Source organism: Microbispora sp. CA-135349, assembly GCF_050947365.1.
Lineage (GTDB): Bacteria > Actinomycetota > Actinomycetes > Streptosporangiales > Streptosporangiaceae > Microbispora.
The window spans coordinates 7,283,837-7,301,501 of the sequence record NZ_CP192001.1 but is presented as its reverse complement, the minus strand read 5'-3'; the positions used below and the strand labels follow the sequence as shown (position 1 = coordinate 7,301,501).

At 71.0% G+C, this 17,665-nt stretch carries 10 protein-coding genes; 3 read left to right on the top strand and 7 right to left on the bottom strand.

Annotated elements, in window-relative coordinates; all coding sequences use genetic code 11:
* Window positions 1–42: 42 nt before the first annotated feature.
* Genes ACQPZZ_RS33630 through ACQPZZ_RS33620 form a run of 3 tightly spaced genes read right to left on the bottom strand, consistent with a single transcriptional unit; the run spans window position 43 to window position 5,220 of the window.
* The gene (locus ACQPZZ_RS33630; RefSeq protein WP_432925736.1) at window positions 43–1,392 is read right to left on the bottom strand and encodes a maltokinase N-terminal cap-like domain-containing protein; all 1,350 of its coding nucleotides are present in this window, start codon (window positions 1,390–1,392) and stop codon (window positions 43–45) included.
* Complete coding sequence (gene treS / locus ACQPZZ_RS33625) at window positions 1,389–3,140, bottom strand: maltose alpha-D-glucosyltransferase (protein ID WP_432925734.1); 1,752 nt, start codon at window positions 3,138–3,140, stop codon at window positions 1,389–1,391. Before treS ends, ACQPZZ_RS33630 begins: the two co-directional genes overlap by 4 nt.
* A gap of 31 nt (window positions 3,141–3,171) precedes the next feature.
* Window positions 3,172–5,220, bottom strand: a complete 2,049-nt coding sequence (locus ACQPZZ_RS33620) for an alpha-1,4-glucan--maltose-1-phosphate maltosyltransferase (protein WP_432925732.1) — start codon at window positions 5,218–5,220, stop codon at window positions 3,172–3,174.
* A gap of 380 nt (window positions 5,221–5,600) precedes the next feature.
* Between ACQPZZ_RS33620 and glgP the strand changes: the two genes are divergently transcribed.
* Window positions 5,601–8,198: an alpha-glucan family phosphorylase gene (glgP, locus tag ACQPZZ_RS33615; protein WP_432925730.1), complete on the top strand. Its 2,598-nt coding sequence runs from the start codon at window positions 5,601–5,603 to the stop codon at window positions 8,196–8,198.
* A gap of 47 nt (window positions 8,199–8,245) precedes the next feature.
* Here the strand turns inward: glgP and fxsT are convergent, their stop codons facing one another.
* Both fxsT and ACQPZZ_RS33605 read right to left on the bottom strand, forming a co-directional pair.
* A complete protein-coding gene (gene fxsT / locus ACQPZZ_RS33610; protein WP_432925728.1) occupies window positions 8,246–10,672 on the bottom strand; it encodes an FxSxx-COOH system tetratricopeptide repeat protein in 2,427 nt (808 codons plus the stop codon).
* 249 nt (window positions 10,673–10,921) lie between these two features.
* Window positions 10,922–11,821, bottom strand: a complete 900-nt coding sequence (locus tag ACQPZZ_RS33605; RefSeq protein ID WP_432925726.1) for a hypothetical protein — start codon at window positions 11,819–11,821, stop codon at window positions 10,922–10,924.
* Window positions 11,822–12,036: 215 nt separating this feature from the next.
* On the opposite strand from ACQPZZ_RS33605, the gene ACQPZZ_RS33600 reads away from it, so the two are divergent.
* Window positions 12,037–13,134, top strand: a complete 1,098-nt coding sequence (locus ACQPZZ_RS33600; RefSeq protein WP_432925724.1) for a glycosyltransferase family 4 protein — start codon at window positions 12,037–12,039, stop codon at window positions 13,132–13,134.
* Window positions 13,135–13,155: 21 nt separating this feature from the next.
* The gene (locus ACQPZZ_RS33595) at window positions 13,156–13,929 is read left to right on the top strand and encodes an enoyl-CoA hydratase/isomerase family protein (RefSeq protein ID WP_432925722.1); all 774 of its coding nucleotides are present in this window, start codon (window positions 13,156–13,158) and stop codon (window positions 13,927–13,929) included.
* Between the two features lie 25 nt (window positions 13,930–13,954).
* Here the strand turns inward: ACQPZZ_RS33595 and ACQPZZ_RS33590 are convergent, their stop codons facing one another.
* Together ACQPZZ_RS33590 and ACQPZZ_RS33585 are read right to left on the bottom strand one after the other, a co-directional pair.
* A complete protein-coding gene (locus ACQPZZ_RS33590) occupies window positions 13,955–14,830 on the bottom strand; it encodes an alpha/beta fold hydrolase (protein ID WP_432925720.1) in 876 nt (291 codons plus the stop codon).
* Between the two features lie 3 nt (window positions 14,831–14,833).
* Window positions 14,834–17,533 (bottom strand): LuxR C-terminal-related transcriptional regulator, encoded by a 2,700-nt coding sequence (locus ACQPZZ_RS33585; RefSeq protein ID WP_432925718.1) that lies wholly within the window; start codon window positions 17,531–17,533, stop codon window positions 14,834–14,836.
* Window positions 17,534–17,665 lie beyond the last annotated feature (132 nt).

The window sequence follows — 17,665 nt, the reverse complement described above, 5'->3', positions numbered from 1 at the left end:
CCAACCTGCCCTCGATGTGTCCCTCAGAACACTCTGATCTTGTCAGCGGAACGCCGCGATTGGGATGGGCAGCCACGAGGGGCGGTTACGCGCCTCGTAGACGACCTCGTACACCGCCTTGCTCAGTTCCAGCGCGCGCAGCAGCACCGCGTCGTCGCCGCGGATGCGCCCGCCACCCTCCGAATAGCCGGCCAGAAACGCGGCGCGGTTGCGCTCCGACCACTCCCTGGCCCGGTTCTCCAGGCTCTCGGCGTCGGGGCGGTCGGCCAGCAGGTGCCGGGCGGCGTAGTCGAACGAGCGCAGCATGCCCGCCACGTCCCGCAACGGCGAGTCGAGCGCCCGGCGCTCGGCCAGCGGCTGCCCCGGCTCTCCCTCGAAGTCGAGCACCACCCAGTCGGTCATGGTGCGCATGACCTGGCCGAGGTGATAGTCGCCGTGCACCCGCTGCACCGGGATCTCGTGGCCGAGATCGGACAGCCGGTCGAACGCCTCGGCGGCCACGGCGGCGTGCTCGCCGAGACGCGGCACCTCGGCGACCGCCTTGTCCAGACGGCGGCGGAACCGCTCGGTCATCCGCTTGATCTCGGGCGGCTCGATCGTCCCCGTCGGGAAGGCCCGCGCGAGCTCGCGGTGGACCTGCGCGGTGGCCAGCCCGAGCCGTCGAGCCTCGCCCGCGAAGTCGCCGCCGGCGTCCTCCGCCGGCATGTCCTCCGGGCACGCGTAGAGATCGCGGACGCTGGTGAGGGCCATGGACCAGCCCTCGTTGGCGTTCTGCAGGTACTCCTGCATGATCGCCAACGTGGTCCGCTCGCCCTGGAGCTCGGTTTCGATCCATCCGTACGGCCTGGCCACCTGGGCCGAGCCCGCGTCGGCGAGGGCCGTGATGATCTCCAGCTCGGGGTTGATCCCCGGGCTGAGCTGGCGGAACAGCTTGAATATGTACTTGTCGCCGTACACCAGCGAGGTGTTCGACTGCTCGGCGGTCAGCACGAGGCTGCGTTGCGAGGTGTCGATCTCCGCCCCGTGCGCGAGATGGAAGCCGAGGCCGTCGAACCGGCGGTCGCCGGCCATCCCCTCCAGCAGGTGCCCGGTCAGGGCGGAGTCGTGCAGCGCGTCGTACACCTCGACCTCGCGGTCGTCCCGGCGGCAGGCGCCAATCCGCACGTGGCCGAGCCGGTCGGGCAGGTGCTCGCGCAGCCCGACCGGAATCTGGTAGCGCGTGCGGCGGTCCCCCTGGCGCACGCACACGATCAGATGGAGCAGCGCCGGGTCTCCCGCGACGATCTCGATCTCCGAGTCGATGGACAGGTCGTCGATGGCGCGCCCCTTGCCGGCGAACCACCGTTGTCCGGTGATCCAGCCGGCGAGGAGCCCCTGCAGTGAAGTCGTCACTCCTCCTTGGTGCCGGCCGTCCTGTGCGTGACGGGCAGTGTGAACCAATAGAACCCATGCCCAGGGAGCGTCAAAAGATACGGAAGCTCACCGATCGGGGGAAAAGGAACTCCGCCCATGCACTCGACCGGCGTGGATCCCTCGAACCTGCGCAGGTCGAGCTCGACCGGCTGGGGGAAGCGCGACAGGTTGTTGACGCACAGGACCCGGTCGTCGCCCAGCTCCCGTACGAACGCGAGCACGCTCGGGTTGGACGAGTTCAGCTCGGTGAACTCGCCGAGGCCGAACACCGGGTGACGCTTGCGGATCTCGATCATCCGCTTGGTGAAGTGGAGCAGCGAGCTGGCGCTCTTCTGCTGTGCCTCGACGTTGATCGCCTGGTACCCGTAGATCGGGTCCATGATCACCGGTAGGTAGAGCCGGCCGGGGTCGCAGTTCGAGAAGCCCGCGTTGCGGTCGGGCGTCCACTGCATCGGCGTGCGGACGCCGTCCCGGTCGCCGAGCCAGATGTTGTCGCCCATGCCGATCTCGTCGCCGTAGTACATGACCGGCGATCCGGGCAGGCTGAGCAGCAGCGCGGTGAACAACTCGATCTGGTTGCGGTCGTTGTCCAGCAGCGTCGCCAGCCGGCGGCGGATGCCGACGTTGGCCCGCATGCGGGGGTCCTTGGCGTACTCGGAGTACATGTAGTCGCGCTCTTCGTCGGTGACCATCTCGAGCGTGAGCTCGTCGTGGTTGCGCAGGAAGATGCCCCACTGGCAGTTCTCGGGGATCTTCGGCGTCTGGGCCATGATCTCCGAGATCGGGTAGCGCGACTCCCGCCGCACCGCCATGAAGATGCGCGGCATCAGCGGGAAGTGGAAGGCCATGTGGCACTCGTCGCCGCCGGTGACCGGGTCGCCGAAGTACTCCACCACGTCGGCCGGCCACTGGTTGGCCTCGGCCAGCAGCACCCGGTCGGGGTAGATGCGGTCCACCTCGGCCCGCACCCGCTTCAGGTACGCGTGGGTCGCCGGCAGGTTCTCGCAGTTGGTGTCCTCCTGCTCGAACAGGTACGGGATCGCGTCGAGGCGGAACCCGTCGATGCCGAGGTCGAGCCAGAAGCGGATGACCTCCATCATCGCGTCCTGCACCGCCGGGTTCTCGAAGTTGAGATCCGGCTGGTGGTGGAAGAACCGGTGCCAGTAGTACTGCCCCCGGACGGGGTCGAAGGTCCAGTTGGACGCCTCGGTGTCGATGAAGATGATCCGGGCGTCCTTGTACTCCTCGTCCGTGTCGCGCCAGACGTAGAAGTCGCCGTACGGGCCCTCGGGGTCGTTGCGGGACGCCTGGAACCACGGGTGCTGGTCGCTGGTGTGGTTCATGACCAGGTCGGCGATGACCCGGATGCCCCGCTTGTGCGCCTCGTCGACCAGTCTGACAAAGTCGCCCAGGTCACCGAAGTCCGGGAGGATCTTCATATAGTCCGAGATGTCGTACCCGCCGTCCTTCAGAGGGGACTCGTACAGCGGGAGCAGCCACAGACAGTCGATGCCGAGCCACTGGAGGTAGTCCAGCTTCTCGATGAGGCCGCGGATGTCGCCGGTGCCGTCGCCGTTCGAGTCGGCGAAACCGCGGATAAGCACCTCGTAGAAGACAGCCCGCTTGTACCAGTACTTGTCCCGTGGTTCCTCCTCGGTGAAGGTGTTCGGGACGGGCTGCGTGTGGCTGGGCTGTGTGTGACTGGGCGGAGGTGTCGTCGAGCTCACCTTTTGACTCCCCGGATGTGCCGAGCTGCGCTCACGGGCGGTGCGCTGACCCGTGGCGGAGCGTGAGAATGTGTGCGGGATGGACGTGCGGATCGAGGCGCACGTAGTTCGCCTGCCCCCAGCGGTACGACTCGCCCGACAGTTGGTCGTCCACGACGAACTCGGCATGCCAGTCGAGACCGAGGGCCGGCATGTCGAGCCGGACCGTCGCCTCGTGTGTGTTGTGTGGATCCAGATTGACGACGGCCAGCACCACATCGCCTAGTCCGTGCCGTCGTGTGGCCGTGTCATAGGCGCCGGGCAGCCGCTTGGAGAAGCAGATCACGTCCGGCTGGTCGACGTTGTGAAACCGTAGGTTACGCAATTCCTGGAGCGCCGGGTGTGCTCTTCTCAACAAATTGAGCTGGGTAATGATCGGGGCAAGGCTGCGGCCCTCACGCTCCGCCTCCGCCCAGTCACGCGGCCTGTACTGGTACTTCTCGCTGTCGAGGTACTCCTCGCTGCCCGGACGCACCGGGACGTTCTCGGCCAGCTCGTACCCGGAGTACACACCCCATGTAGGCGCCATCAAGGCGGCCAGAACGGCCCGGATCTCGAACGCCGGCACGCCCCCGTGCTGGAGGTACTCGTGCAGGATGTCGGGCGTGTTGACGAAGAGGTTCGGCCGCAGGTAGTGCGAGGTCTCGTGGGACAGCTCCCGCAGGTACTCCTCGACTTCCGGCTTGGAGTTGCGCCAGGTGAAGTACGTGTACGACTGGTGGAAGCCGATCTTGGCGAGGGTCTGCAGCATGGCCGGGCGGGTGAACGCCTCGGCGAGGAACAGCACGTCCGGGTCGGTCGAGTTGATGTCGGACAGCAGCCGCTCCCAGAACCGGACCGGCTTGGTGTGCGGGTTGTCCACCCGGAAGATCCGCACGCCGTGGTCCATCCAGTGGCGGACCACCCGCTTGACCTCCGCGTAGATCCCCTCGGGATCCTTGTCGAAGTTCAGGGGGTAGATGTCCTGGTACTTCTTCGGCGGGTTCTCGGCGTACGCGATCGAGCCGTCGGCCCGGATGTTGAACCACTCCGGGTGCTCCTTGACCCAGGGGTGGTCCGGCGAGCACTGGAGCGCGAGGTCGAGGGCGATCTCCATGCCCAGCTCGCGCGCCTTGGCGACGAACACGTCGAAGTCCTCGATCGTGCCCAGGTCGGGGTGGATGGCGTCGTGCCCGCCCTCCTGGCCGCCGATGGCCCAGGGCGACCCGGGGTCGTACTGGTCGGGGGTCAGGGTGTTGTTGCGGCCCTTGCGGAACTGGGCCCCGATCGGGTGGATCGGGGGCAGGTAGACCACGTCGAAGCCCATCTGGGCGATCGCCGGGAGTCGCTTGGCCGCCGTCCTGAACGTCCCCGACTTGGGCGCGACGCCCTCCTCTCCCACCACGGCCCCCTCGGACCGGGGGAAGAACTCGTACCACGAGCCGAACAGCGCCCGCCGCCGGTCCACCCTGACGCGGTTGCGGCCGGAGCGGGTGAGCAGGTCGCGCAGCGGGTGCGCGGCGATCAGCGCGGCGGTCTCGGGCAGCTGGGTCACCGCGAAGCGCGCCCGGGGATCCACCGCCTCGTCCCGCAGGCGGGCCGCGAGGGCCAGCAGCGCGGCCCGGTGCCCACAGGCGCCGCCCGCCTCCGTCACCACGCAGTCCGCCGCCCGCACGCCCTTTGCCGCCCGATCGAACAGCCGGGCGCCCTCCTCGCACATGAGGTCGGCGTCCAGGTTGCGGGGAATCTTGATCCCCGCGTCGTGCATCCACGTGGCGATCGGGTCGCTCCACGCCTCGACCCGGAACTGCCACAGGCCCTCGGCGGGCAGCGTCACCTCCACGCTCCACCGGTCGGTGCCCGGCGCCACCTCGCGCATGGGCATCATCCTGCCCGGCTTGCCGCTCGGGTCGATCAGCACGACGCCGGCGGCGACCGCGTCGTGTCCCTCGCGGAACACGGTCGCGCTGATCTCGAAGGTCTCTCCCGCGGCGGCCTTGGCGGGCCACTGGCCGCAGTCGACGACGGGCTGGATGTCCTGGATGGGAATGCGTCCGATCATCGTCACTTCGTATTCGGGGGCGGCACACCGGGTGCCGCCGGGGCTTGCGGGGCAGGAACATCTGTGGTCAGGCGGGCAGCACGAGACGACGGACTCCGCTGGCCGCGGTCCTTCTCTCGTCCTTACAGGGGTTGCCCTAATAGTCCACTCTTACCCCTGTCGATTGAAAGACCGCCCGCCGTGTTTGGGACGGCCTTCCCAGGAGATCGATCATCTCGTGCCGGCCATCGTCGCCCGGCGCGGACATCACCAGGTCAAGGGTACTTTGGTGAGGTTTGAACCGGTTTGATGGTGGTGAGAGCGTTCGATAACTGGCATCGCAGTACGACAAGTTTGATTCGGTCGCGCATCGTGGCGCTGAGTAACTAGGGTCTGGCCCCGTGAGAGCTATCCGCAGGTTCACTGTCCGAACCGTTCTTCCCTCACAGCTCGCACCTCTGGGCGAGTTGGTTCACAACCTCCGATGGTCCTGGCACCCGGAGACCATGGACCTGTTCGCCGAGGTGGATCCCGAGGTCTGGGAGCGTGTCGATCACGACCCCGTCGCGCTGCTCGGCGCGGTCGAGGCCGACAGGCTGCGCGAGCTCGCCCAGGACCGGCGCTTCCTGCGCCGCCTGGCCGACGCCGCCGACGACCTGCGCGAGTACATGACCGCCCCCCGCTGGTACCAGTCGCTCGAGGACGCACCCAGGGCGATCGGCTACTTCTCCCCCGAATACGGCATCTCCGCCGCCCTGCCGCAGTATTCCGGCGGCCTCGGCATCCTCGCCGGCGACCACCTGAAGGCCGCCAGCGACCTCGGTGTGCCGATCCTCGGCGTCGGCCTGCTCTACCGGCACGGCTACTTCACCCAGTCGCTGTCCGCCGAGGGCTGGCAGCTGGAGCACTACCCCTCCCTCGACCCGGGCGGCCTGCCGCTCACCCTGCTCAAGGAGGAGGACGGCGCACCGGCCCGCATCAAGATCGGCCTGCCGGAGGGGCGCGTCCTGCACGCCCAGATCTGGGTGGCCCAGGTCGGCCGGGTTCCGCTGCTCCTGCTCGACTCCGACGTCGCCGAGAACGACACGGTCGCGCGCGACGTGACCGACCGCCTGTACGGCGGGGGCGGCGACCACCGCCTGATGCAGGAGCTGCTGCTCGGCATCGGCGGCGTACGCGCCATCCGGGCCTACTGCCGGATCACCGGCCACCCCGAGCCCGAGGTGTTCCACACCAACGAGGGCCACGCCGGTTTCCTCGGCCTGGAGCGCATCCGCGAGCTCACCGAGGCCCGGCTGTCGTTCGAGGAGGCCCTGGAGGCCGTACGCGCCGGGACCGTGTTCACCACCCACACGCCGGTCCCCGCCGGCATCGACCGGTTCCCGGCCGAGATGATCGCCCGGCAGTTCGGCGGGTCGAACGCCTGGCCGACGGTGTCGGTGGACCGCATTCTGGAGCTCGGCGCCGAGCCGGACGGTCCCGACGCCGACAAGTCGGTCTTCAACATGGCCGTCATGGGCATGCGGCTGGCCCAGCGGGTCAACGGCGTGTCCGAGCTGCACGGCCACGTCAGCCGGGAGATGTTCCAGGGCCTGTGGCCGGGCTTCGACGTGGACGAGGTGCCGATCGGCTCGATCACCAACGGCGTCCACGCCCCGACGTGGGTCGGCCGGGAGATGATGGAGCTCGCCGGCGAGGAGCTGCCGTCGCTGATCGACAAGGCGCAGGGCTGGGAGAGCGTGCAGAAGCTCTCCGACGCCGACATCTGGGGCATCCGCGCCAAGCTGCGCGCCCGCCTGGTCGAGGAGGCGCGCCGGCGGCTGCGCAAGTCGTGGCGGCAGCGCGGCGCCAGCGAGGCCGAGCTGGGCTGGGTGGAGGAGGCGCTCGACCCGGACGTGCTGACGATCGGCTTCGCCCGGCGGGTGCCCTCCTACAAGCGCCTGACCCTCATGCTCTCCCAGCCCGACCGGCTCCGCAGGCTGCTGCTCGACCCGGACAAGCCGGTGCAGATCGTCATCGCGGGCAAGGCGCACCCGGCCGACGAGGGCGGCAAGAAGCTCATCCAGCAGATCGTCCGCTTCGCCGACTCCGAGGACGTGCGGCACCGCATCGTCTTCCTGCCCGACTACGACATGGCGCTCGGGCAGCTCATGGTGACGGGCTCCGACGTGTGGATGAACAACCCGCTGCGCCCGCTGGAGGCGTGCGGCACGTCCGGCATGAAGGCGGCGCTCAACGGCGGCCTCAACCTGTCCATCCGCGACGGATGGTGGGACGAGTGGTACGACGGCAACAACGGCTGGGCGATCCCCAGCGCCGACGGCGTGGACGACCCCGAGCGCCGCGACGACCTGGAGGCGACGGCGCTGTACGACCTCATCGAGCGCGAGGTCGCCGACCGTTTCTACGACCGGGCCGTCGACGGCCTGCCCCGGCGCTGGCTGGAGATGGTCAAGCACACGCTGAGCTCACTCGGGCCGAAGGTGCTGGCCGGGCGCATGCTGCACGACTACGTCACCGAGCTGTACACCCCGGCGGCGGCCTCCGCCCGCGCGCTCGCGGCCGGCGGCTACGGCGACGCCCGGGTGTTCGCGGCCTGGAAGCTGCGCGTGGCCAAGGCGTGGCCGGGCGTACGGGTCGAGCACGTCGAGGCGACCGGCGTGGGGGACACCCCCGAGCTGGGGGCCCGGCTGGAGCTTCGGGCCACGATCGCCCTCGGCGAGCTGTCGCCCGAGGACGTCCGGGTCCAGGCCGCCTACGGCCGGGTGGGCGCACACGACGAGCTGCTGTCACCCGGCTACGTCACGCTGAAAATCGACTCGGTGGGCGACGACGGCCGGGCGTACTACACCGGCGTCCTGCCGCTGGACCGCACGGGGGCCTTCGGCTACAGCGTGCGTGTGGTCCCGTCCCACCCGCTGATGGCGTCCGTGGCGGAGCTCGGCCTCATCACCGTCCCGGAGGAGCCGGTCGGCATGACCAACGGCACCCTGCGCTGATCCGTTACGCGGATCGCCGGCCTTCCACGGGCCGGCGATCCGCCGCGTCAGGAGTGCCGTGCCACCTCGAGAATCGCCTCCGCCCGTGCCTCCAGTTCCCCGGCGTCCGCCGGTTCCGTCCGGGCGCGGTGGAGGGTGGCGAGTGCCCGCAGGACGGGTGCCATCGCGGGGTGGTCCGCCGCGTACCTGACGGTCACGATGTCCTCGGCACGCCGGAGCGTCTGCTCGGCGTGCTGGAGGCGGCCCTGCCTGATCTCGGCCAGCGCGAGGGGCACCAGGGCCTCGGCGACATAGGGATGGTCCTCGCCGTAGAAACGCTCGTATATGGCCGAAGACGCGCGCAGGTGTCCCTCGGCCTCCTTGGCCCGGCCCCGGACCACCAGGGCGGTGCCGAGGCTTCGGAGGGCGGCGGCCTTGTCGGGGTGGTCGAAACCGTGCAGTGTCGCCAGCCCGTCGACGGCGGCGCGTGCCAGCTCGACGGCCCTGCGGGGATCGGCCAGCTCCAGGTAGCAGTCGCTCAGCAGCTGTTCGGTCTTGAGCACGTCGAAAGCGCCCTGCCCATGGAGCCGCAGGAAGATCTCGTACGCGGCCAGGTGATGGTCGAGGGCGGCGGCGAAGTCGCCGATCAGGACGAGCGCGTCGCCGATTCGGTAGTGGGCATCCGCGATCGTGGCCTGATCGGGGTCGGGCAGGGCGCTCTCCACTTCCAGTTGCCGCTGCGCGTACGAGAGCGCGCTGCCGAACCGGCCCTGCCTCCGCCGGAGATAGGAAAGACGACCGAGCAACGGCACGAGAGGCCGGCTTTCCGGGCCGGCCGACTGCTCAACGAGTGACAGCGCCCGGTTGAGCGTGTCCTCCGCCTCCTGCAATCTGGACAGCTCCATCAGGGTGGTGCTGAGACGGACGAGGTCGTCGGTCAGATCGGTGGAGGCCGGTCCGAGCCGCTTCTCCTTGATTTTCACCGCTCTCTGGCAGAAGAGCAGGGCATCCGCCAGATCCGCGCGCCGGTGCTGGACGCGGGCGAGCTCTCCGCACGTCTCGGCGACGTCGACGCTCTCGTGTCCCCGGGTGTTCTCCAGGTGCTCGAGAGCCGACCGCAGCACCTCCAGCGAGGAGGTGAGGAAGCTGCGCTTGGCGAGGTAGACCCCGGCCCGCAGGAGCAGCTCCCCGGTCGGCTCCCCGACGCCCGCCGCCCTCGCGTGTTCGGCCGCGGACAGCGCGTGCGGCATGAGCTCGGCGCACCGGCCCCAGCACGATCTGTCCCTCGGCGTGCCGGGGAAGGCCGCGTTCAGCGTCTTCACCGTGGTCTCCGCCCAGGCCCGCCGCTCCGTCTCGTCCAGGCTGGCGCGCACGGTGAGCTGCACGAGGCGATGCATCGACAGATACCGGGTGTCCGCGGTCAGCAGCGAGTACCTGTTGAGCGCGGCGACCGCGAGATCGTAGGCGATCTGGTCGGCGGCGAGCTCCCGCAGGTGGTGGCGGCAGCCGATGGTCGCCGGATCACCGGGGAGGTCGCGCGGGATCGCCTCGGGGGCCATGAAGGAACAGAACGCGAGCAGAGCCCTGGCACCGGGCGCGAGGGCCGCCGCCTGATCGATCGACATCGACCACGTGGTGGCGATGGTGGCGTTGTAGTCCGAGGGCGGCGTGGCGGCGAAGACCGCCCCCGTGCGCCGTTCGATGAGATCGGCGTAGTGGGCGAGGGTGGTGCTCGTCTGCGACACGTAGGAGGCGGCCTGGACCAGGGCGAGGGGCAGGCATCCGAGCCGCTCGGCCACTTCGGAGGCCGATCGGGTGTCGGCGGCGGCCACGCGCCGGCGCAGCAGCGCGACCGCGTGGTCCTGGCTGAGCACCTCCACGCAGAACGTCTCGTCGGCCAGTTCCTCCCACTGAGAGGACCGGGATGTCACCAGGATGTGGCCGTCGCCCACCTCCGGCCACGACTCGCGGAGCGAGCCCACGTCCGGAGCGTTGTCGAACATGATCAGCCACGGCTCCCATTGCCGTAGTTCCTGAGTGAGGCGGGAGAACACGTCCGTGCCGTCGTACTCGGCGTCGCCGATGAGGATGCCGAGCAGGCGGGCCAGGTCGCCCGCGAGGGACGCCTGCTGCTCCGCGCGCACCCACCAGACGAGCCGGTATCCGTCGCCGTACCGGTGCGCGTACTCGGACATGAGCGACGACTTTCCCACGCCGCCCAGTCCGTGGAGAGCGCAGCTGCGGACGCTTCTCGCGTCGGGCCGCCCGGCGAGCGCCGTTCGGATGAGTCCCAGGTCGTGGTCGCGGTTGGTGAAACCGGGGTTGCGCGGCGGGACCCGGCCCCAGACCCGCCTGGTGCCGGCGCCGATCGCGGCGCCGGGCGTTGCGGGGCGCCGGGTGAGGGCGGCGTATCCGCCACCGGCGGCGGTGAGGAACGCGAAGACCCCCGCCACCAGGGAGGCGATCGTCGTCCAGAGAACCTGAGCGGAGGACATGGGCCCGGAAAGCTGAGCGGAGATACCCGCATAGGTCCCGAAAGCGGCCAATCCCGCGGCGACCGTGCTACCGGCCCATAAGAGGTGCCTGTTCCGGCCTGTCACCCGACTTCCGGCTCGCCCACGCCGGTGCCCGCTTCTGCGAAATCGCATCCGTCGCTCCCGTCGAGACGTGTGGGGCGTCGTCTCCGCCGAAGGTCAAGAAATGCATGTATAACACGGGAAATCGGTCATGAGGAGACGGCCGGGTCAGGTCGTGGGCCAATGGGTGAGGTCGGGAAGGAGGCCCCGGCTGAGAGGCACGGATATCCGGAATTCCGAAATTCTGATTTCGTGCGATTCCCGGGCGAGGCGCAAAATCGCCGCCAGCCTATGGTTTCCGTCGAGTACGAGGGAGCGCCCGCTGAGCAGATCGAGGGTCGCCAGTGACAGATGAAGCGGCCGGGAGGGCTCGTCGTCGCGATACGCACCGATGAAGTGCCGGATCTTCTCCTGATGGGTGGGGCTGAGTCCCCTGTCGCAGGCGGCCAGCTCCGAGAATCGCCATGGTCGCGCGCCTGGCTCGCCGAAGTCCGCGGGGCGTGTGTGGTCCTGGTGGTACCAGGGGGCGAAGACCTCGTGGAACCCCCGGTCCGAGCGGTGCATCCGCAACGACACCCGCACCTCGCCCGCTTCGTGATGGCGGTCCAGTCGTTCCCAGTCGAGGAGAACCCGTATCTCGTGCGGCTCGTGCCGAAAGAAGCGCCGGAACGCCTCATAGGGGATACGCGGCGGGCGCGGCAGTTCGATGAGGCGGCATGCCAGCAGGGACGCCTGTTCGGCCAGCCGCCGGGAGTCCCCGTCGAGCGAGACGAGATCCGCCGCGTGCTGTGCCTGCCTCTGGAACGGCCGTAGCGCCTCGGCGTAACCCGCCCACTCGCCCGGCTCCCATTTCGCGTACGCGTCGAGAGTGACGGTCATGCCCTGGTGTAATTGGCGCAGTCCCTCGGACAGCAGGTGCAGGTATTCCCGCCGCGGATACGGAGACATGTAGGGGAGGAGAGCCAGTCCGGTGCGCCCATCGGACAGGACGCGGAGCGCCGAACGTGAACTGGTCCCGATTCGCAGCCGTTCGACATGCGTCGCCAGTCCGGCCAGCTTTTCCGTCATATCCACGGCCAGAGCTCCCCCGTTTCGATGGTCGCCTCCACTATCCACCGCTCGCGCGGTGAATTCCCGACGTCTTCGGAGAGGGCATTTCGCCCTCCGGCTAAAGGAACAAAAGGCGGGGGCGCTCACGCGTACGGCCGGCGCACTCGGGCGGGGCCCGGTTCTGTGACCGTCGGCGCAGGTGAGAGGGTGGATGTGCGGTACGGAGGTGAGCGATGGCTCCGGCGGGGGACAGGGCCGGACCGCGGGGGGCGCTTTACGTCGGGATGGTCGCGCCGCCGTGGTATGACGTGCCGCCCCGGACCTACGGCGGCATCGAGGCGGTGGTCGCCGGTCTGGTTCGCGGCCTGCGGGACCGCGGGCACCGGGTCACCGTCATCGGGGCCGGCCGCCGCGTGGATCTGCGGACCTACGACGAGCCGCCGTCGGCGCGGATAGGCGAGCCGTACCCGGAAGTCGTGCACGCGGCCGAGGCGGCCCGCCTCCTGCGGGGCCTGGACGTGGACGTCGTCCACGACCACTCGCTGGCCGGGCCGCTCACCGCCGCCGGGCGGCTCGTGCCGACGGTCGTCACCTGCCACAACGACGTGAGCGGGGAGCTCGGCGACTACTACCGGGGCCTCGGTTCGGACGTGTCCCTCGTGGCCGTCTCCTCGGCCCAGCGCGCCCACGCGCCCGATCTGCACTGGGTGGGGCGGGTGCACAACGCGGTGGACGTCGCGGCGTGGCCGTTCAGGGAGCGCAAGGACGACTGGGTGCTGTGGCTGGGGCGGCTCAGCCCGGACAAGGGCGCCCACCTCGCGATCGAGGCGGCGCGGGCGGCGGGGCGCCGTCTTCTGCTGGTCGGCAGGCAGGCCGGGCAAGCGGAGCGGGCCTACTTCCGCGAGCGGGTGGAGCCGCTGCTCGGGCCCGATGTCGAATATCTGGGGGAGGCGGAGGGCCCGCTCAAGAGCGAGCTGTTCTCCCGGGCCCGGTGCCTGGTGCTCCCTTTGTTATGGGACGAGCCCTTCGGCATGGTCATGATCGAGGCGATGGCCTGCGGCACGCCGGTGGTGGCGCTGCGGCGGGGCGCGGTGCCCGAGATCGTGGTGGACGGGGCGACCGGCTACGTGCGTGACACGCCCGCCGAGCTTCCCGCCGCGATCGAGGCGGTCCCCGCGCTGGACCCGAAGGCCGTACGGGCCCGGGTGGTCCGGCACTTCGACGTGCCCGTGATGGCCGAGGGCTACGAGCGGGTCTACCGCGACGTGACGGCCACCGCGACGGCCGCCGCGCCGTCCGGCCCCCGGCGGCCCCTCCCGCTCGGGCGCTGATCACCCCCTTATGGTGGGGCCATGGGTGAATTCGTCAGGGTGGAGATCTCCGAGCACATCGCCACGATCAGGCTCGACCGGCCGAAGATGAACGCGCTGAACCGGCAGGTCCAGGAGGAGATCGCGGAGGCCGCGCGGCTCGTGGACGCCGATCGGAACACGCACGCCGTCATCGTCTACGGCGGCGAACGCGTCTTCGCGGCCGGGGCCGACATCAAGGAGATGGCGGTCATGTCCTACGCCGACATGGCCGTGCACTCGCGCACCCTGCAGGACTGCTTCACCGCCGTCGCGCGGATCGGCAAGCCGGTGATCGCGGCGATCACCGGCTACGCCCTCGGCGGCGGCTGCGAACTCGCGCTCTGCGCCGACTTCCGGGTGGCCGGGCAGAGCGCGAAGCTCGGCCAGCCGGAGATCACCCTCGGGATCATCCCCGGCGCGGGCGGGACCCAGCGCCTGCCCCGGCTCGTCGGGCCCGCCCGGGCCAAGGACCTGATCTTCACCGGGCGGCACGTGGACGCCGCCGAGGCGCTCGCCATCGGCCTGGTCGACCGCGTGGTGCCCGACGGCGAGGTCTACACGGCGGCGCTCGAACTCGCCGCGACGTTCGCCGAGGGACCGGCCGTCGCGGTCCGGGCGGCCAAGTTCGCGATCGACCACGGGCTCGAAACCGACCTCGACACCGGCCTGGAAATCGAGCGGCTCCAGTTCTCGGGCCTGTTCGCCACCCAGGACGCCCGGGAGGGCATGACGGCCTTCGCCGAGAAGCGCCGGCCCAAATTCACCGGCAACTGAGTTCACCGGCCGGTGACGGGGGCGGTCACCCGGCCGCCGTGTGCACGAGGATGGCGCCGGCCAGTTCCTCGTGCACCTCCGGCGGCAGGGTGTGGCCCATTCCCTTGATCGTCATCAGCCGGGCGCCGGGGATCCGCTCGGCGATGAGGGCGCCGTGGCCCGGCTTGGCGGGCTCGTGCGTGCCCTCGACGACCAGGGTGGGCGCCGTGATCCGGTGCAGGACGCCCACCGGCTCGAAGTCCGGCTTCGCCGCCGCGGCCAGCCGGTGGTTGGTCGCCGCGTCGAGGTCCCGTGCCCGGTCGTACAGGCGTTCTGCCAGTCTGCGTGAGGCGTCCTCGTCGAACGGCAGGCCGGTGCCGTGCAGCACGCGGTCCCCCGCGATCATGCGCTCGATCCGCTCGCGCCGGTCGCGCGGCGGCGGCGCGACGATCAGCTCGCGGTAGAACGCGACGAACTCCGGCGTGGGCTCGGGCAGGCTGCCCTCGGGCTGCGGCTCGCCCATCAGCGCCCGCATGATCACCGCGCCCTCACCGCCGCCGAGCGGCGACGAGCCGATGACGGTGAGCGTCCGCACGCGCTCCGGCCGCTCCACCGCGATCAGCTGCCCGAGCAGCCCGCCCGCCGAGTGGCAGACCAGATGCGCGCTGTCCAGTCCGTGCGCGTCCATCACCCGCAGCACGTCGTCCTTGATGTCGTCCCATGTGTACGGATCCTTCTCGAAGTCGATGACGTCGGACATCCCGGTGTCGCGGTGGTCGTAGCGGATCACGCGCCGGCCGCCGGCGGCGAGCCGCCCGACGAACTCGTCCGGCCACAGGATCCCCTGCGACATCGAACCCATCACCAGCACGATCGGCGCGTCGGCCGCGGCCCCGAACTCTTCGCTCCAGATGTTTGGCATGGGCTAAAGCATGTCGTCCGCCGCCGCCGGCGCCTTCCGTAGAACTACTAGCCGCGCCAGCTCAGTACGTGAGGTGATGCCGAGCTTCGGATAGATCTTGTACAGGTGGTATTCCACCGTGCGCGGGCTGAGGAACAGCCGGGCGGCGATCTCCTTGCTGGTCGCGCCGTCCGCCACCAGGGTGGCGATGCGCAGTTCCTGTGGGGTGAGCGCGTCCAGCGCCATGCCCCGCACGTCCGGCGCCACCTCGGGAGCCGGCGGCGCGTCCTTCTCCGGCCGGATGCTCTCGCCCGCCGCGCGCAGCTCGCCGTACGCGCGCCGCGCCCACGGCGCGGCTCCCGCGCGCTGGAACGTCTCGAACGCCGCGCGCAGATGCGCCCTGGCCTCCGCCGGCCGGTGCGTACGGCGCAGCCGCTCGCCCAGCAGCAGCCCCGTCCTGGCCGCCTCGAACGGGTTGGCGTGCAGGCGTGACGCCTCACCGAGCGCCTCGACGGCCCGGTCGTCCGGCAGGACCAGGCCGCGGCACCGGGCGAGCAGCGCCAGGGACTCGGCCGTCCCCGCGTGGGCCGACCAGCGCTCGTACGCCTCCAGCGATTCCCGGGCGGCGTCCACGTCGCCCGCGCCGACGGCGGCCTCGATCCGGTCCGGCGTGGTCCGCCAGACCACGGTCGGATGCCCGGCTCCGGGACCGGCGGCGACGATCGCGGCGAACCGGTCGTGCGCGGCGGCGAACCGGCCCAGGCACAGGTCGAGCATGGCCAGGGCGTAGGCGGCGACCCCGGCGCGCAGGCCCACGCGATGGGGGACGGCGATGGCCAGCGCCTCCCTGGCGTACCGGATGCAGGGCTCCTCCTCGCCGCGCAGGGCCGCCACGGCCGCGAGGTTGGCCAGGTGCGCGGCCACGGTGTTGGCGTATCCGGCCTCGCGGGCCAGCTCCAGGCCCTCCTCCGAGACGGCCCGGCTCTCGGCGAGGCGCCCGGCCAGCCGTTCGGCGGTGGCGACGAACTCCAGCACGACGGGCAGCTGACCCGTCATCCCGGAGACCCTGGCCACCCGGCCCGCCCGCTCGGCCAGCTCGGCGGACAGGTCGCCCTCGCCCAGATGACTGGCCGCCGCCGCCGCCCACAGGAACTCGGATGCCTCGCGCAGCTCGCCCGTACGGCCGAGGGCCCGCCTGAGCAGGTCGTGCCCGCTGCCGTCGGCGAGCGTCGCGCCGATGCCCGTGACCACGTCGCGCAGGAACCCCTCGGGGAAGGCCGCCGCCCGCCGCCCGATCTCCACGATGGCCGCCGTGTCGCCGACGTAGGAGGCCGCCTCCGAGGCGTCGGCCAGCATTTCGAGGGTGTCGCCCGCCGCGAGGATCCGCACGGCCTCGGCGGCGTCGCCGGAGTTCAGCTCGAACCGTCCGCGCAGCTGGGCGATCTCCATGAGCAGTGCGGTGTCCGACCCGGCGAACTCGCGGGCCTCGGCCAGCAGGGACTCGGCCTGGCCGGGACGCCCCCCGAGCCACGCGGCCACGGCGGCGTCCTTGAGCCGCCCGGCGCGCGCGAGCGGTTCGGGGGTGAGCTCGGCGGCCCTGGTCAGGGCGGTGGCGGCGGCGCCGTACCCGCCCCGGTCCCGGGCCCGTTCCGCGGCCCGCGTGAGCGCGGCGGCGACCGATTCGTCCTGGCCGAGCGCTGCCCCGGCCAGATGCCGGGCCCGCCGGTCCCCGCCGGACACCTCGGCCAGCGCCGCGTGCGCCTCGCGGCGTGCGGCGGGGGAGGCCGCCTCGTACACCGCCGACCGGATCAGCGGATGGTGGAACCGCACGTGCGTCCCCGACACGCTCGCGAGCCCCGCGGACTCGAGCTCGGGCAGCGCCGCCTCACCCGCACCCAGCCGCCCGGCGGCCCGCAGCACCAGGTCGAGGTCGCTCTCGACCGCCGCGAGCAGGGCCGTCAGCCGTGCCCCCGCGCTCAGCGCGGCCACCCGGTCGCCGAAGAGCCGGGTCCCGCCGGGGAGGGGATCGGGCAGCGGTTCCCGGCCGGCCCGCTGGGCGGGAGTGAGCAGCCGGGCCGTCTCGCGCAACGCCAGCGGGTTACCCCCGGTCAGCGCCACCAGGCCACGCCTGACCGGCGCCGCGAGCGTGAAGCCGGCGTCGAGCAGCTCGGCGGCCGCCGGTTCGGCCAGCCCGGAGATCTCCAACGCGGGCAGGCCCTTCACCGGCGTGTCGCCCCGCACGGCCAGCGGCATCGCGATCGGCTCGGTGCCGAGCCGCCTGGCGGCGAACAGCAGGGCATCGGCCGACGGCCGGTCCACCCACTGAAAGTCGTCGACCACGCAGATCAGCCCGCCGGGCGCGGCGGCCTCGGCCAGCAGCGACAGCACCCCGGCCCCCAGTAGGAACCGATCGCCGGAACCGGCGGGGGCCAGCCCGAGCGCGCCGCGTACGGCCTCGGCCTGCGGTCCGGGCAGCGCGTCGAGCAGCCCGGCCACCGGCAGCAGCAACTGGTGGAGGGCGGCGAACGCCAGATCGGCCTCCGCCTCGACCCCCGTGGTCCGGAGCACTCTCATCGGGCCACCCCGGGTGGCCGCCTGGTCGAGCAGCGCCGTCTTGCCGACACCGGCGTCGCCGCGCAGCACCAGCGCGCCCCCGGAGCCCTTCCGCGCCCGATCGACCAGGTCGTCGATCGCGGCCGTTTCCACCGATCTGCCGTAAAGCACAACCGCAGACTGTATTGCGCGGCGCGCTCGCGTCCGGCGTCCCGGTCCGGTTCCCCCGGTCCGGTTCCCCCAGTCCGGCGCCCCTGGTCTGGCGCCCCCGGTCCGATGCCTCTGTCCGGGCAGATGGCCGGA

Bases quoted from the DNA above. Each gene is read 5' to 3' on its own strand.
- ACQPZZ_RS33605 (WP_432925726.1), bottom strand. From the start codon at position 11,821: ATGACGGAAAAGCTGGCCGGACTGGCGACGCATGTCGAACGGCTGCGA.
- fxsT (WP_432925728.1), bottom strand. From the start codon at position 10,672: ATGTCCTCCGCTCAGGTTCTCTGGACGACGATCGCCTCCCTGGTGGCG.
- ACQPZZ_RS33600 (WP_432925724.1), top strand. From the start codon at position 12,037: ATGGCTCCGGCGGGGGACAGGGCCGGACCGCGGGGGGCGCTTTACGTC.
- ACQPZZ_RS33595 (WP_432925722.1), top strand. From the start codon at position 13,156: ATGGGTGAATTCGTCAGGGTGGAGATCTCCGAGCACATCGCCACGATC.
- ACQPZZ_RS33590 (WP_432925720.1), bottom strand. From the start codon at position 14,830: ATGCCAAACATCTGGAGCGAAGAGTTCGGGGCCGCGGCCGACGCGCCG.
- ACQPZZ_RS33620 (WP_432925732.1), bottom strand. From the start codon at position 5,220: ATGATCGGACGCATTCCCATCCAGGACATCCAGCCCGTCGTCGACTGC.